The organism is Pantoea sp. SGAir0183 (assembly GCF_043545505.1).
In genome coordinates this window covers 3,542,348-3,556,703 of record NZ_CP028053.1, presented here as the reverse complement: position 1 = coordinate 3,556,703, position 14,356 = coordinate 3,542,348, and the positions used below count along the sequence as shown (strand labels likewise).

General features: G+C 53.4%; 10 protein-coding genes. 6 read left to right on the top strand and 4 right to left on the bottom strand.

All coding sequences use genetic code 11. The annotated features are described in order from the left end of the window. Nucleotides 1-103: 103 nt before the first annotated feature. Nucleotides 104-1,000, bottom strand: coding sequence for a carboxylating nicotinate-nucleotide diphosphorylase (gene nadC, locus C1N59_RS16565; protein ID WP_394549895.1), 897 nt, complete (start codon nucleotides 998-1,000; stop codon nucleotides 104-106). Between the two features lie 200 nt (nucleotides 1,001-1,200). On the opposite strand from nadC, the gene ampD reads away from it, so the two are divergent. Next, nucleotides 1,201-1,755: a 1,6-anhydro-N-acetylmuramyl-L-alanine amidase AmpD gene (ampD, locus tag C1N59_RS16560; RefSeq protein ID WP_006117696.1), complete on the top strand. Its 555-nt coding sequence runs from the start codon at nucleotides 1,201-1,203 to the stop codon at nucleotides 1,753-1,755. Between the two features lie 2 nt (nucleotides 1,756-1,757). Continuing rightward, nucleotides 1,758-2,612, top strand: a complete 855-nt coding sequence (gene ampE, locus C1N59_RS16555) for a beta-lactamase regulator AmpE (RefSeq protein ID WP_394549894.1) — start codon at nucleotides 1,758-1,760, stop codon at nucleotides 2,610-2,612. Here ampE and C1N59_RS16550 read toward each other — a convergent pair. The 3 genes from C1N59_RS16550 to aroP form a co-directional block, all read right to left on the bottom strand. Continuing rightward, nucleotides 2,594-3,553 carry a glycoside hydrolase family 43 protein gene (locus C1N59_RS16550; protein ID WP_394549893.1) on the bottom strand — a complete coding sequence of 320 codons (960 nt, stop codon included), beginning with the start codon at nucleotides 3,551-3,553 and terminating at the stop codon, nucleotides 2,594-2,596. The two genes, ampE and C1N59_RS16550, sit on opposite strands and share 19 nt — an antisense overlap. After that, the gene (locus C1N59_RS16545) at nucleotides 3,550-4,944 is read right to left on the bottom strand and encodes a glycoside-pentoside-hexuronide (GPH):cation symporter (protein WP_110267846.1); all 1,395 of its coding nucleotides are present in this window, start codon (nucleotides 4,942-4,944) and stop codon (nucleotides 3,550-3,552) included. Before C1N59_RS16545 ends, C1N59_RS16550 begins: the two co-directional genes overlap by 4 nt. A 176-nt stretch (nucleotides 4,945-5,120) precedes the next feature. Continuing rightward, the gene (aroP, locus tag C1N59_RS16540) at nucleotides 5,121-6,476 is read right to left on the bottom strand and encodes an aromatic amino acid transporter AroP (RefSeq protein WP_394549892.1); all 1,356 of its coding nucleotides are present in this window, start codon (nucleotides 6,474-6,476) and stop codon (nucleotides 5,121-5,123) included. A gap of 511 nt (nucleotides 6,477-6,987) precedes the next feature. Between aroP and pdhR the strand changes: the two genes are divergently transcribed. From pdhR to lpdA, 4 genes are all read left to right on the top strand, one after another. After that, nucleotides 6,988-7,752, top strand: a complete 765-nt coding sequence (pdhR, locus tag C1N59_RS16535) for a pyruvate dehydrogenase complex transcriptional repressor PdhR (RefSeq protein ID WP_033740273.1) — start codon at nucleotides 6,988-6,990, stop codon at nucleotides 7,750-7,752. A 102-nt stretch (nucleotides 7,753-7,854) separates the two neighbouring features. Beyond that, a complete protein-coding gene (aceE, locus tag C1N59_RS16530) occupies nucleotides 7,855-10,521 on the top strand; it encodes a pyruvate dehydrogenase (acetyl-transferring), homodimeric type (RefSeq protein WP_033740274.1) in 2,667 nt (888 codons plus the stop codon). A gap of 14 nt (nucleotides 10,522-10,535) precedes the next feature. Next, nucleotides 10,536-12,431: a pyruvate dehydrogenase complex dihydrolipoyllysine-residue acetyltransferase gene (gene aceF, locus C1N59_RS16525; RefSeq protein WP_394549891.1), complete on the top strand. Its 1,896-nt coding sequence runs from the start codon at nucleotides 10,536-10,538 to the stop codon at nucleotides 12,429-12,431. Nucleotides 12,432-12,713: 282 nt separating this feature from the next. Continuing rightward, nucleotides 12,714-14,138, top strand: a complete 1,425-nt coding sequence (gene lpdA, locus C1N59_RS16520) for a dihydrolipoyl dehydrogenase (protein WP_394550888.1) — start codon at nucleotides 12,714-12,716, stop codon at nucleotides 14,136-14,138. Nucleotides 14,139-14,356 lie beyond the last annotated feature (218 nt).

Genomic DNA, 14,356 nt, shown 5'->3' with positions numbered 1-14,356 from the left:
GTGGAAAAGGGCAGGCAATAAATCTGGTGGGTTACAGGAACAGGACTACGTCACTGGACGCTGGTGCACAAAACAGGCCGTGCCGGCGGCACGGCAACAGGGATTATTGCGCCTGAAAGCGCATCGACAGATCCAGAGCACGCACATGCTTGGTCAGCGCGCCGACAGAGACATAATCCACACCGGTCTCGGCGATGTCCCGAATCGTCGTTTCGGTGACGTTGCCTGACACCTCCAGTAGCGCACGACCAGCCGTGATCTTGACCGCCTCGCGCATTGCCTGAAGGGAAAAATTGTCCAGCATGATGATGTCGGCCGCCGCAGCCAGTGCCTCTTCCAGCTCTTTCAGCGATTCAACTTCGACTTCCACAGGGACATCCGGATAAAGCCAAAAGGCTTTTTCGACGGCCTGACGAATTGAGCCGCTGGCAATAATATGGTTTTCTTTAATCAGAAACGCATCGGACAGGCCGAGGCGATGATTACTGCCGCCACCGCACAGCACGGCGTATTTCAGCGCTGTTCGCAGGCCTGGCAATGTTTTGCGTGTATCCAGAAGCTGTGTCTGTGTGCCTTCCAGCAGCGCGACATAGCGGCTGACTTCCGTGGCGACGCCGGACAAGGTTTGTACAAAATTCAATGCGGTGCGTTCGGCCGTCAGCAACAGGCGGGCTGGCCCGTCAACCTCAAACAGGGGTTGATCCGGGATAACATGTTGTCCGTCTTCCACATGCCATGTCAGGGCGGTGTGCGCGCCTAACTGGTTAAACACCTCTTCGACCCAGCGTTTACCACAAAAAACACCGGCTTCACGGGTAATAACCTGAGCATGTGCCCGACTGTCGGCTGGCAGGAGCTGCGCGGTAATGTCGCGGTCGCTATCTGTCTCACCGCCGAGATCTTCCTTTAATGCGCGTTCAACGGCCTCGGGGATATCATTTTCAATACGTTCAAGCAGCGCCTGATGGCGACTGTCCGGATCATAGCGACGTACAGACATACGCGTTCCGCTCCAGTAAATGTCAGATAACAGAGGCGATTACCATAGCCTGAATAGCGCGAAGGCACCAGTCCTTAGTCACTTTTTGTTTAGTATACTTAACATGTGCGTTTATCAGCCCGATAGTGCAACGCATTTTGACGCAATAATCCCTTAAAATTCATGCTATTCTCAAACCGGTCCTGCGAAGAGAATCCAGCATGAAAGTAGAAAAAGGTTGGCTGTCCGGTGTGCGACAGGTGCCGTCCCCCCATTGTAATGATCGGCCGCATAACGAAGCGCCATCCCTTCTGGTCATTCACAATATCAGCCTGCCGCCCGGCGAATTCGGCGGCCCGTGGATTGATAAACTGTTCACCGGCACGCTGCCTGCCGACGCGCATCCCTACTTTGCTGAGATTGCTCATCTGCGCGTTGCGGCGCACTGCCTTATCCGACGTGATGGCGAAATCGTGCAATATGTTCCCTTTGATAAACGTGCCTGGCACGCTGGCATCTCGCAGTTTGAGGGGCGGGAAAACTGCAACGACTTTTCAATTGGCATTGAACTGGAGGGCACGGATATTGAACCTTATACCGAGGCACAATACGCCGCTCTGCATCAGGTCACGCAGACGTTGTTAGCCCATTATCCGTTAACGCCTGCGCGCATTACCGGCCACAGTGATATTGCACCGGGACGGAAAACCGATCCCGGCCCGGCGTTTGACTGGGACGATTTTAAACAGCGGTTACAGCAACAAAAATTGGAGTAACTATGACGTTATTTACCTTGTTACTGGTTTTAGGTTGGGAACGGCTGTTTAAGCTGGGGGAACACTGGCAACTGGATCACCGGCTGGAGCCTGTGTTTCGTCGCCGTCAGCATTTTTCGGTGATGCGCACACTGCTGATGCTGATTATCGCGATGGGCCTGACCGCGCTGGTGGTCGGGAGCCTGAAAGGCATTTTGTTTGGTGTTCCTCAGCTTCTGTTCTGGATCGTGGTGGGGTTACTGTGCATCGGAGCGGGTGTGGTGCGTCAGCACTATCATACGTATTTGCAGGCGGCGAGTCGTGATGACGCCGCGGCACATCAGGCCATGGCGGCAGAGTTAACCCTGATCCACGGTGTGCCTGTTGAGTGCAGCGAACGCGAATTCCTTCGTGAGCTTCAGAATGCGCTCATCTGGATTAACTTCCGTTTCTATCTGGCACCGATGTTTTGGTTCGTGGTGGGCGGTGCCTGGGGACCGGTGTTACTCGTGGGGTATGCGTTTTTACGCGCCTGGCAAAGCTGGCTGGCAAAACACTGCACGCCCATGGCCCGCTCTCAGTCTGGCGTGGACAGCATTCTGCATGTGGTTGACTGGATCCCGGTGCGGCTGGCGGGCGTTGCCTATGCGCTGCTGGGGCACGGTGAGAAAGCCTTGCCTGCCTGGTTTGCCTCGCTGACGGACAGGCACCACTCGCAGTACCAGGTTTTAACCACGCTGGCGCAGTTTTCGCTGGCTCGCGATCCGCACAGCGATAAGGTCGCAACGCCACGTGTCGCCGTGGCGCTGGCGAAGCGCATTTCGCTGGTGCTGGTGGTGGTTGTGGCGTTGCTGACCATTTACGGCACGTTGGTGTAGTCGGCAGGGGGAATCCCGAAGTCGGGTGTGCCATCCTCACGCCAGTGAAAATATTTCAGACGCGTATGGCGATTACCGTCCCAAAGGGGATCGCCCTCAATTTCTGTATAATTGCGTGCGTGATAGACCAGCAGATCGCGCCCGTCCTCATCCTGAGTAAAACAACTGTGTCCCGGTCCATACTGGCGGTTTTCCCAACTGGTTGCAAAGACCGGACGCGCTGATTTCTGCCAGGCCATCGCGTTCAGCGGATCGGCATCACGCGGAATGGAAAGCAGGCCCATGCAGTAGTTTTCATCCGTTGCGCTGGCAGAATAGGTAATAAACAGCCAGTCACCATGCACTATCGCGGCCGCGCCTTCGTTGACGCTAAACCCCGCGCACTCCCATTCATATTCCGGACGGCTCAGCATCACCGGTTTGCCTTTGAGCGTCCATGGATTACGCAATTCAGCCAGATAGAGGTTGGAATTCCCTGGAATTGCAGGATCTTTCTGCGCCCATAAGTACCAGTTTTTCCCCTGGTGAACAAAGTGGGTGGCATCCAGCGCAAAACTGTCGAGATGACTTAACACCTGGCGCGGGGGCTGCCAGTGGCCACTGAGCGGGTCGTCATCGTTGCACACCAGCGCGTACATCCGGTGCTGAAACAAGCCATCTTTGATATCGCGCGAAGGCGCTGCGGCAAAATAGATAACCCAGTGTTCTGCAATACGATGCAACTCCGGTGCCCAGATCAGCTCACTGAACGGCCCAATATCGGGTTTACGCCAGACCACGACCGGTGTCGCGGTGCGTAAGGCCGTTAGCGTGCTGGCACGACGTAGCTCAAGACGATCATATTCCGGTACGGAAGCAATAAAGTAATAGTGTTCTCCGTGGCGCAGGATAAACGGATCGGCGCGCCGTTCAATAAAGGGGTTGGGCCAGTTTTCGCTCATTTCAACTCTCCAGTCGGAAGCTCGGTAGGGTGTTTTTCGTGCGCCTGAATCTGGCGGAGGGCAAGATCGCGTTGAATGGTTTGCATTAATGTGCGATCCACTTTCATCAGTCGCACCACGCCCGCGGTAATCAAATAGCCAGCCCCGGGGATAACGGTAAACAGCAGGACAATGCCGTTGAGCGCGTGAGCCGATTGCTGTTTCGCACCCGCATCATAACCGTAAGCCGAGAGCAGAAAACCGACCATCGCCCCCGCGACGGCCAGTCCGACCTTGAGAAAGAACAGATTGCCTGAAAAGCTGATGCCGGTAATACGCTTACCGGTTTTCCATTCACCGTAATCGTCCACATCCGCCATCAAAGACCAGTGTAAAGGGGAGGGAATTTGATGAAGAACATTAAGCAGAAAGTAAGCGATAACGACTGTCACGGTGGCGTGGGGATCAAGCCAGTAGAAACCGCAGGAGAACAGGGCAAGGGCGATATTGGTCCAGAAAAAGACTTTCAACTTACACCAGCGGTCGGTGAGGACTTTTGCCAGCGTGCTACCCAGCATCATGCCAACCACCCCCAGGCTGATAAACAGCGTGGCAAAGTGCGCCGTTTGTCCCATGACCCAGGTCACGTAATAGAGGGTTGCTGCCATACGAATAAAACCCGGGCAGACATTGCAAAGTGTCAACAGCAAGATGCGCACCCACTGATCGTTCTTCCACACATCACGCAAATCGTTTTTCAGATCATCATGAGTAGGGACGGCAGGCTGAATACGTTCCCGCACGGTGGCGAAGCAGAACAGAAACATTGCCAGTCCCACCAGGGCCAGCACAGCCATCGCCATCTGATAACCCCGCGCCTTGTTCTCACCGCCAAACCATTCCGCCATCGGCAGCAACGACAGTGACAGAATCAGGGTGGCAATGCCGACCATGACAAACCGGTACGACTGGCAGGAGACACGCTCACCGGGATCGTTAGTCATGACGCCACCCAGCGAGCAGTAGGGGATATTAATGGCGGTATAGGCCAGGGACATGAAAAAGTAGGTGGTAAAGGCCCAGATGACCTTGCTGGGATAGCTCCAGTCTGGCGTGGTAAACATCAGTACACTGAATATAACGTAGGGCACTGACACCCACAGTAACCAGGGACGGAAACGCCCCCAGCGGCTTTTGGTACGGTCAGCTATCGCGCCCATTATCGGGTCGGTGATGGCATCCAGAATGCGCACCGAGAGTAACAGCACGCCCACTAAGGCCGGTGCTAAGCCAAAAACGTCGGTATAGAAATAGCTGAGGAACAGCATGACAGCGCCACCGATCATGTTGCACCCCGCATCACCCATGCCATAGCCCAGCTTTTCTCTGAATGAGAGGGGGTTATCTGTCATTGTTGTAACCTGCAGAGGAATTAAACATAAAAGGATTATTAATGTTTAATCCACAGGCGGTGCGGCACGAAATTGTTGGGATGATGGACAAAACAGCCGTGCAGGGAGAAGTGTGAGCAGGGTCGGGTTTACCGACTGCCTGCCCGCCGCTTTCTGTCGGCGGGCAGGCAATGTCGTCAGGCTTTTTGCGTCTTATTCTTGATGAAATAGCCAATAGCCAGGATGAACAGCCAGACAGGAATGAGCCATACGGAAATGGCCATGCCTGGCGTCATCGCCATCAGGACCAGGATGCCAGCCAGGAAGATCAGGCAAACCCAGTTACCCAGAGGGTACAGTACCGCTTTGAAACGGGTGGTAACGCCCTGCTGGTTTTTCTTTTTACGGAATTTCAGGTGCGCCAGGCTAATCATCGCCCAGTTGATGACCAGCGCAGACACGACCAGCGACATCAGCAGACCAAACGCTTCGCCCGGCATCAGGAAGTTCAGCAGCACGCACAGCGCGGTGGCGACGGCTGACACCAGAATACTCATCACGGGCACACCGCGGCGGTCCACGTTCAGCAGCGCTTTTGGCGCATTCCCCTGCTGTGCCAGACCAAACAACATGCGGCTGTTACAGTAAACGCAGCTGTTATAGACCGACAGTGCGGCGGTGAGGATCACCACGTTCAGTGCATTGGCAACCATGGCATCGCCCAGTTCGTGGAAGATAAACACAAAGGGGCTGGTATCTTCAGTCACGCGCGTCCACGGCATTAATGACAGCAGCACTGCCAGCGAGCCGATATAGAAAATCAGGATCCGCCACAGCACCTGGTTGGTGGCTTTTGGAATCGTGGTTTCAGGATTGTCCGCTTCTGCCGCCGTAATCCCGACCAGTTCCAGACCGCCAAAGGAGAACATGATAATCGCCATAACCATCACCAGCCCACCGAGGCCATTCGGCATAAAGCCGCCGTGTTCCCACAGGTTACGCACGGTTGCCTGCGGCCCACCGGTACCACTGAACAGTAACCAGCCGCCAAACAGGATCATCGCAATCACCGCGATAACTTTAATAATGGCAAACCAGAACTCCATTTCACCAAACACTTTAACGTTCGTCAGGTTAATGGCATTAATCAGCACGAAGAAGATAGCGGCTGATGCCCAGGTGGGAAAATCGGGCGCCCAGAACTGAATGTATTTACCGACGGCACTCAGCTCCGCCATGGCGACCAGCACATACAGCACCCAGTAGTTCCAGCCAGAGGCGAAACCGGCAAAATTTCCCCAGTATTTATAGGCAAAGTGGCTGAAGCTCCCGGCAACGGGCTCCTCGACCACCATTTCACCCAACTGACGCATGATAAGAAAGGCGATAAACCCGGCAATCGCATAGCCTAAAATAACGGCGGGACCTGCGGATTTGATGACCGACGCGCTGCCCAGAAACAGGCCGGTTCCCACTGCACCGCCCAAGGCGATCAACTGTATATGGCGATTTTTTAAACCGCGCTTCAGCGATTCACCGTGCTGTTGTTCCATACACACCTCATGATGTTGTTATTCTTCGCTTCAGAATGTGCTGACTGTAAAGAATTAAATACACTTAAGAATGATGTTTTTAAGGTGTCAGACTTGCGTAATGCCGCCAGCTGTAACCTGACCAACAGAATAGTGATAAGCGCAGGGCTTTGCACCTGCTTTCGCCAGCCCCGGTACGAGTTGGCTTAAAAAGAATCAAACGGTCTGCCGTCTTATTTACCCCCGATGAGAAAAACGGCAGCAAACCGCGCTGACCAGGCGCTGATGGCTAAATCGGTTTAGTCATACATGCTGTGTAATTTTTGGTAAAGGTTAAAAAAATTAACGTCCAGGTATGGCCTGATTCCCCACTTTTATCTCTGGATTTAACGCGCGCATCCCGCATTCCTTCACCGAAGTGTCACAGATGCCGTATAGACACAAGGTGAATACTTTGTTACTTTACGGGCACCTTTTTTGAATTGGTATTACCAATTTACTTTGTTTGACCGGCATACTTTAAGAAGGGAAGATGGCTTATAGCAAGATTCGTCAACCCAAACTCTCCGATGCGATTGAGCAGCAACTGGAATCCCTCATTATGGAAGGGACGCTGCAGCCGGGAGAGAAGTTGCTCCCCGAGCGCGAACTCGCCAAACAATTCGATGTTTCACGTCCGTCTCTCCGTGAGGCAATCCAGCGATTAGAAGCGAAAGGATTGTTATTACGCCGTCAGGGCGGCGGAACATTCGTACAAAAACATCTCTGGCAGAGCATGAGCGATCCACTCGTAGAGCTACTCGCCGAACATCCGGAATCTCAGTTTGATCTGCTGGAAACGCGCCACGCTTTAGAAGGCATTGCGGCTTACTATGCGGCACTGCGTGGCACAGAAGAAGATTTGCAGCGTATTCGCGACTGTCATCTTCATATCCAACAGGCGCAGGACAGCGGCGATCTCGACGCTGAAGCAGACGCAGTGATGAAGTATCAGATCGCTGTCACAGAAGCGGCCCATAATGTCGTGCTTTTGCATTTGCTACGATCAATGGGCCCTATGCTGGAACAGAATGTCCGACAGAATTTTGAATTGCTCTACTCTCGCCGGGAAATGCTGGCGAAAGTGAGCGGTCACCGCGCCAGAATTTTTGAGGCGATTGTGGCTCGTGAGCCAGAACAAGCACGCGAGGCATCACACCGTCACCTGGCGTTCATTGAGGAAATCTTGCTGGACAGAAGTCGGGAGCAGAGCCGTCGAGAACGCTCCCTACGTCGTTTACAGCAACGTAAGGAATAACGCGCGGCAAAGATCGTGCGGACATGTGCGACGAGCCTGTCTCCCTGACGTTAACAGGCTCCCGATTTTTCAACGTATTAGACACAGATAAGGAATACCCCCATGTCAGAACGTTTACACAATGACGTGGATCCGATTGAAACTCGTGACTGGCTACAGGCGATCGAATCGGTCATCCGTGAAGAAGGTGTTGAACGTGCACAGTATCTGATTGATCAGGTGCTGAGTGCAGCCCGTAAAGGCGGTGTGAAAGTTGCTGGCGGTGCTGCCGCTATCAGTAACTATATCAACTCTATTGCCGTTGAAGATGAACCGGAATATCCGGGCAACACCTCACTTGAACGTCGTATCCGATCCGCTATCCGCTGGAACGCCATCATGTCGGTGTTGCGCGCATCGAAGAAAGATCTGGAGCTTGGCGGCCACATGTCCTCCTTCCAGTCTTCTGCCACTATCTATGAAGTGTGTTTTAACCACTTCTTCCGCGCGCGCAGTGAGAAAGATGGCGGCGATCTGGTGTACTTCCAGGGCCACATTTCTCCGGGTATCTATGCCCGTGCTTTCCTGGAAGGCCGTCTGACCGAAGAGCAGATGAATAACTTCCGTCAGGAAGTCGATGGCAAAGGCCTGTCTTCTTATCCGCATCCAAAACTGATGCCGGAGTTCTGGCAGTTCCCGACCGTTTCAATGGGCCTGGGACCACTCAACGCTATCTATCAGGCTAAGTTTCTGAAGTATCTGGAACACCGTGGTCTGAAAGACACCTCTGGCCAGACCGTTTACGCGTTCCTGGGCGACGGCGAGATGGATGAACCAGAATCCAAAGGTGCGATCACCATCGCGACCCGTGAAAAACTGGATAACCTGGTCTTTATCATCAACTGTAACCTGCAGCGTCTGGATGGACCGGTCACCGGTAACGGTAAGATCATCAACGAGCTGGAAGGCATTTTTGCCGGTGCTGGCTGGGAAGTGATCAAGGTTATCTGGGGCGGTCGTTGGGATGAACTGCTGCGCAATGACACCAGCGGTAAACTGATCCAGCTGATGAACGAAACCGTCGACGGCGACTACCAGACGTTTAAATCGCGTGATGGTGCCTACGTGCGCGAGCACTTCTTCGGTAAATATCCGGAAACCGCTGCGCTGGTGAAAGACTGGTCAGACGATGAGATTTGGTCACTGAACCGTGGTGGTCACGATCCGAAGAAAATTTACGCGGCACTGAAAAAAGCGCAGGACACCAAAGGCAAGCCGGTTCTGATTCTGGCTCATACCATCAAAGGTTACGGTATGGGTGACACCGCAGAAGGCAAGAACATCGCGCACCAGGTGAAGAAGATGAACATGGATGGCGTACGCTATATCCGTGATCGTTTCAACGTGCCGGTCGAAGACGACAAAATTGAGTCGCTGCCTTACATCACCTTTGAGAAAGGCTCCGAAGAGTACAACTACCTGCATGGTCAGCGCGAGAAATTAGGCGGTTACCTGCCTTCACGTCAGCCTAACTTCACGGAAAAGCTGGAAATGCCGGCGCTGGAAGAGTTCAGTGCGCTGCTGGAAGAGCAGAACAAAGAGATCTCTACCACCATCGCGTTTGTGCGTGCGCTGAATGTGATGCTGAAGAACAAGTCGATTAAAGATCGTCTGGTGCCGATTCTTGCCGATGAAGCCCGTACCTTTGGTATGGAAGGCCTGTTCCGTCAGATTGGTATCTACAGCCCGAACGGTCAGCAGTACACGCCGCAGGACCGCGAGCAGGTGGCTTACTATAAAGAAGACGAGAAAGGTCAGATTCTGCAGGAAGGGATCAACGAGCTGGGCGCAGGATCGTCCTGGCTGGCGGCGGCGACCTCTTACAGCACTAACAACCTGCCGATGATTCCGTTCTACATCTATTATTCGATGTTTGGCTTCCAGCGCATTGGTGATTTGATGTGGCTGGCGGGTGACCAGCAGGCGCGCGGCTTCCTGGTCGGCGGTACCTCAGGCCGTACTACGCTAAATGGTGAAGGTCTGCAGCATGAAGATGGTCACAGCCATATTCAGTCACTGACCATTCCAAACTGTATCTCCTACGATCCAGCGTATGCCTACGAAGTGGCTGTCATCATGCACGACGGTCTGGTACGCATGTACGGTGAAGCGCAGGAAAACATTTATTATTACATCACTACGCTGAACGAAAACTACCACATGCCAGCGATGCCGAAAGGTGCCGAAGAAGGTATCCGTAAAGGTATCTACAAGCTGGAAACCGTAGACGGTAGCAAAGGTAAAGTTCAGCTGTTGGGTTCAGGTTCTATCCTGCGCCATGTGCGTGAAGCCGCGCAGATCCTGTCGGCTGATTACGGCATCGGTTCGGACGTTTACAGCGTCACCTCGTTCACCGAACTGGCCCGCGATGGTCAGGATTGTGAGCGCTGGAACATGCTGCATCCGACAGAAGCGCCGCGTGTGCCTTACATCGCTCAGGTGATGAACGAAGCACCCGCTGTCGCATCAACCGACTACATGAAGCTGTTTGCTGAGCAGGTTCGCAGCTACGTGCCTTCAAGCGATTACCGTGTGCTGGGCACCGACGGCTTTGGCCGCTCTGACAGCCGTGAAAATCTGCGTCACCACTTTGAAGTGGATGCAGCATACGTTGTGGTAGCCGCGCTGGGTGAACTGGCTAAACGTGGCGAAATCGATAAGAAAGTCGTGGCGGATGCGATCGTGAAGTTCAAGATCGATGCCGATAAAGTTAACCCGCGTCTGGCTTAAGAGGTAACAGAGTAATGGCTATTGAAATCAAGGTACCGGATATCGGGTCAGACGAAGTTGAAGTCACCGAAATTCTGGTCAAGGTTGGCGATAAGGTGGAAGCCGAGCAGTCGCTGATCACTGTAGAAGGCGATAAAGCTTCTATGGAAGTGCCTTCGCCGCAGGCCGGCGTAGTAAAAGAGATCAAAATCGCAACCGGTGACAAAGTGGAAACCGGCTCGCTGATCATGATGTTTGACGCAGAAGGTGCTGCTGAAGCGGCACCGGCGCCAGCTCAAGAGAAAAAAGCTGAGGCCGCCCCTGCCGCCGCTGCGTCTGCCAGCGCCAGCAAAGACGTTAACGTACCGGATATCGGTGGTGACGAAGTCGAAGTCACCGAAATTCTGGTGAAAGTGGGCGACAAAGTTGAAGCTGAACAATCGCTGATCGTCGTTGAAGGCGACAAAGCCTCAATGGAAGTCCCGGCACCGTTCGCGGGCGTGGTGAAAGCGATTAAAATCGCCACCGGCGATAAAGTGAATACCGGCTCTCACATCATGGTCTTTGAAACAGAGGGTGCTGCACCGGCTGCTGATGCGAAGCCAGAAGTGAAAGAAGAGGCTGCGACGGCACCCGCTGCGGCCGCAGGGGCAAAAGACGTTAACGTACCTGACATCGGCGGCGACGAAGTTGAAGTCACCGAAGTGCTGGTGAAGGTCGGCGATAAAGTCGAGGCTGAGCAGTCACTGATTGTAGTGGAAGGCGATAAGGCGTCGATGGAAGTTCCGGCACCGTTCGCGGGCACCGTCAAAGAACTGAAAGTCGCGACGGGCGATAAAGTCAGCACCGGTTCGCTGATCATGGTGTTTGAAGTGGAAGGCGCTGCCCCTGCCGCGGCACCGGCGGCTAAGAAAGAGTCGGCCCCTGCACCTGCGGCGGCGGAATCTCAGCCTGCCGCTGCCCCTGCACCAAAAGCAGACAGCAAAGGCGAGTTTGCTGAGAATGAAGCCTATGTGCACGCTACGCCGGTGATTCGTCGCCTGGCGCGTGAATTTGGCGTTAACCTGGCGAAGGTGAAAGGCACAGGACGCAAAGGCCGTATCCTGAAAGAAGACGTTCAGGCTTACGTGAAAGATGCAGTGAAACGCGCAGAGGCTGCGCCAGCCGCAGCCAGCGGTGGCGGATTGCCGGGCATGCTGCCATGGCCGAAAGTTGACTTCAGTAAGTTCGGTGAAGTTGAAGAAGTGGAACTGGGCCGTATCCAGAAAATCTCGGGTGCCAACCTGAGCCGTAACTGGGTGATGATCCCACACGTAACCCACTTTGATAAAACCGATATTACCGATCTGGAAGCTTTCCGTAAGCAGCAGAACGCCGAAGCCGAGAAGCGCAAACTGGACGTGAAATACACGCCAGTGGTTTTCATCATGAAAGCTGTCGCTGCAGCGCTTGAGCAGATGCCACGTTTCAACAGCTCCCTGTCTGAAGACGCGCAGAAGCTGACGTTGAAAAAATACATCAACATCGGCGTGGCGGTCGATACGCCAAATGGTCTGGTCGTTCCGGTCTTTAAAGACGTGAACAAGAAGGGCATCACCGAGCTGTCTCGTGAGCTGATGGCGGTCTCTAAAAAGGCGCGCGATGGCAAACTGACCGCAGGCGATATGCAGGGCGGTTGTTTCACCATCTCCAGCCTGGGCGGCCTGGGCACCACGCACTTTGCGCCGATTGTTAACGCGCCGGAAGTGGCCATCCTTGGCGTGTCCAAATCCGCAATGGAGCCTGTATGGAACGGTAAAGAGTTTGCACCACGTCTGATGATGCCGATCTCTCTGTCCTTCGATCACCGTGTTATCGACGGTGCGGATGGTGCACGTTTCATTACTATTATTGGCAATATGCTGTCAGACATTCGTCGTCTGGTTATGTAAAAAGCGCAAAAGGCCGGCAAATGCCGGCCTTTTTGTAACATTCAGGGCACCGCTGTTGGCAGTTTATTAACAATTCTGTAAACTCTTGCGGTGAACATGTCCCGGTGGAATAAGGACATTATGAGCCTATTCCATTAGGCATAATTGGCGCAGTCAGATTGAGTCACGGCAGGCAAATCCGATAGGGGAATGTTTGCAGCAGCAGACGCAATATGGCCAGTTAACTAGCCTAATGGGATAGGCTCAGCGTCTGACCCGCCGGAAATCCAATAAGAGGTCATGATGAGTACAGAGATTAAAACTCAGGTCGTGGTACTTGGGGCAGGTCCTGCAGGTTACTCTGCAGCTTTTCGTTGCGCTGACTTAGGTCTGGAAACCGTACTGGTTGAGCGCTACAGCACCCTCGGTGGTGTCTGTCTTAACGTAGGCTGTATCCCGTCTAAAGCGCTGCTGCACGTTGCTAAAGTGATTGAAGAAGCGAAAGCGCTCGAAGAACACGGCATTGTGTTTGGTCAGCCGCAAACGGATATCAACAAAATCCGTAGCTGGAAAGAGAAGGTGATTAACCAACTGACCGGCGGCCTGTCTGGCATGGCGAAAGGGCGTAAAGTGAAAGTGGTTAATGGCCTGGGCAAATTTACCGGTGCCAATACGCTGGTGGTCGAAGGTGAAGGTGGCGCAACCACTATTAACTTCGATAACGCCATTATCGCTGCAGGTTCACGTCCTATCGAACTGCCGTTCATTCCTCATGAAGATCCTCGTGTATGGGATTCCACTGACGCGCTGGAACTGAAAGAAGTGCCTAAGCGTCTGCTGGTTATGGGTGGCGGAATCATCGGTCTGGAAATGGCTACCGTTTACCATGCGCTGGGTTCAGAGATCGACGTGGTCGAGATGTTTGACCAGGTTATCCCGGCGGCCGATAAAGACGTGGTTAAAGTCTTTACCAAACGTATCAGCAAGAAATTTAACCTGATGCTGGAAACCAAGGTGACCGCCGTAGAAGCCAAAGACGACGGTATCTATGTTTCGATGGAAGGCAAAAAAGCGCCGGGTGAGGCTCAGCGTTATGATGCGGTTCTGGTTGCGATTGGTCGTGTACCGAACGGTAAAGGCCTGGATGCTGACAAAGCCGGTGTCGAAGTTGACGATCGCGGCTTCATCCACGTTGACAAGCAGATGCGCACCAATGTGCCACACATTTATGCGATCGGCGACATTGTAGGTCAGCCAATGCTGGCACACAAAGGCGTGCATGAAGGCCATGTTGCGGCAGAAGTCATTTCAGGTCTGAAACACTACTTCGATCCGAAAGTGATTCCTTCCATTGCCTATACTGAGCCAGAAGTTGCCTGGGTCGGTCTGACTGAGAAAGAAGCGAAAGAGAAAGGCATCAGCTATGAAACCGCCACATTCCCGTGGGCGGCATCAGGCCGTGCGATTGCTTCTGACTGTGCAGATGGCATCACCAAACTGATTTTCGACAAAGAGACCCATCGTGTTATCGGTGGTGCCATTGTCGGAACGAACGGCGGTGAACTGCTGGGTGAAATCGGTCTGGCCATTGAAATGGGCTGTGACGCAGAAGATATTGCGCTGACCATTCATGCGCACCCAACCCTGCATGAATCCGTAGGACTGGCGGCTGAAATTTTTGAAGGCAGCATCACCGATCTGCCTAACGCGAAAGCGAAGAAGAAATAAGTCTCAGGACAGTCATAGCGGCCCCTTATGGGGCCGTTTTTTTATGCTGATTATTATCGAATAAGAAAATCAATAAAGGAAAGGGCGCCTGCGCTAACACATTTACACTGGCATATAGGGCGGAGTAAACTCCGCCACTAACGAAGTTTTACTGCCTGGTTTCGTAATTCAAGACAGCCGAAAGTTCAGCACTCATTATTCTGAGGCGAAGCTCACAT

Excerpts from the sequence above, each read along its gene's own strand:
- ampD (WP_006117696.1), top strand. The coding sequence starts at position 1,201 with ATGAAAGTAGAAAAAGGTTGGCTGTCCGGTGTGCGACAGGTGCCGTCC.
- C1N59_RS16545 (WP_110267846.1), bottom strand. The coding sequence starts at position 4,944 with ATGACAGATAACCCCCTCTCATTCAGAGAAAAGCTGGGCTATGGCATG.
- ampE (WP_394549894.1), top strand. The coding sequence starts at position 1,758 with ATGACGTTATTTACCTTGTTACTGGTTTTAGGTTGGGAACGGCTGTTT.
- aroP (WP_394549892.1), bottom strand. The coding sequence starts at position 6,476 with ATGGAACAACAGCACGGTGAATCGCTGAAGCGCGGTTTAAAAAATCGC.
- aceF (WP_394549891.1), top strand. The coding sequence starts at position 10,536 with ATGGCTATTGAAATCAAGGTACCGGATATCGGGTCAGACGAAGTTGAA.
- nadC (WP_394549895.1), bottom strand. The coding sequence starts at position 1,000 with ATGTCTGTACGTCGCTATGATCCGGACAGTCGCCATCAGGCGCTGCTT.
- pdhR (WP_033740273.1), top strand. The coding sequence starts at position 6,988 with ATGGCTTATAGCAAGATTCGTCAACCCAAACTCTCCGATGCGATTGAG.
- C1N59_RS16550 (WP_394549893.1), bottom strand. The coding sequence starts at position 3,553 with ATGAGCGAAAACTGGCCCAACCCCTTTATTGAACGGCGCGCCGATCCG.
- lpdA (WP_394550888.1), top strand. The coding sequence starts at position 12,714 with ATGAGTACAGAGATTAAAACTCAGGTCGTGGTACTTGGGGCAGGTCCT.
- aceE (WP_033740274.1), top strand. The coding sequence starts at position 7,855 with ATGTCAGAACGTTTACACAATGACGTGGATCCGATTGAAACTCGTGAC.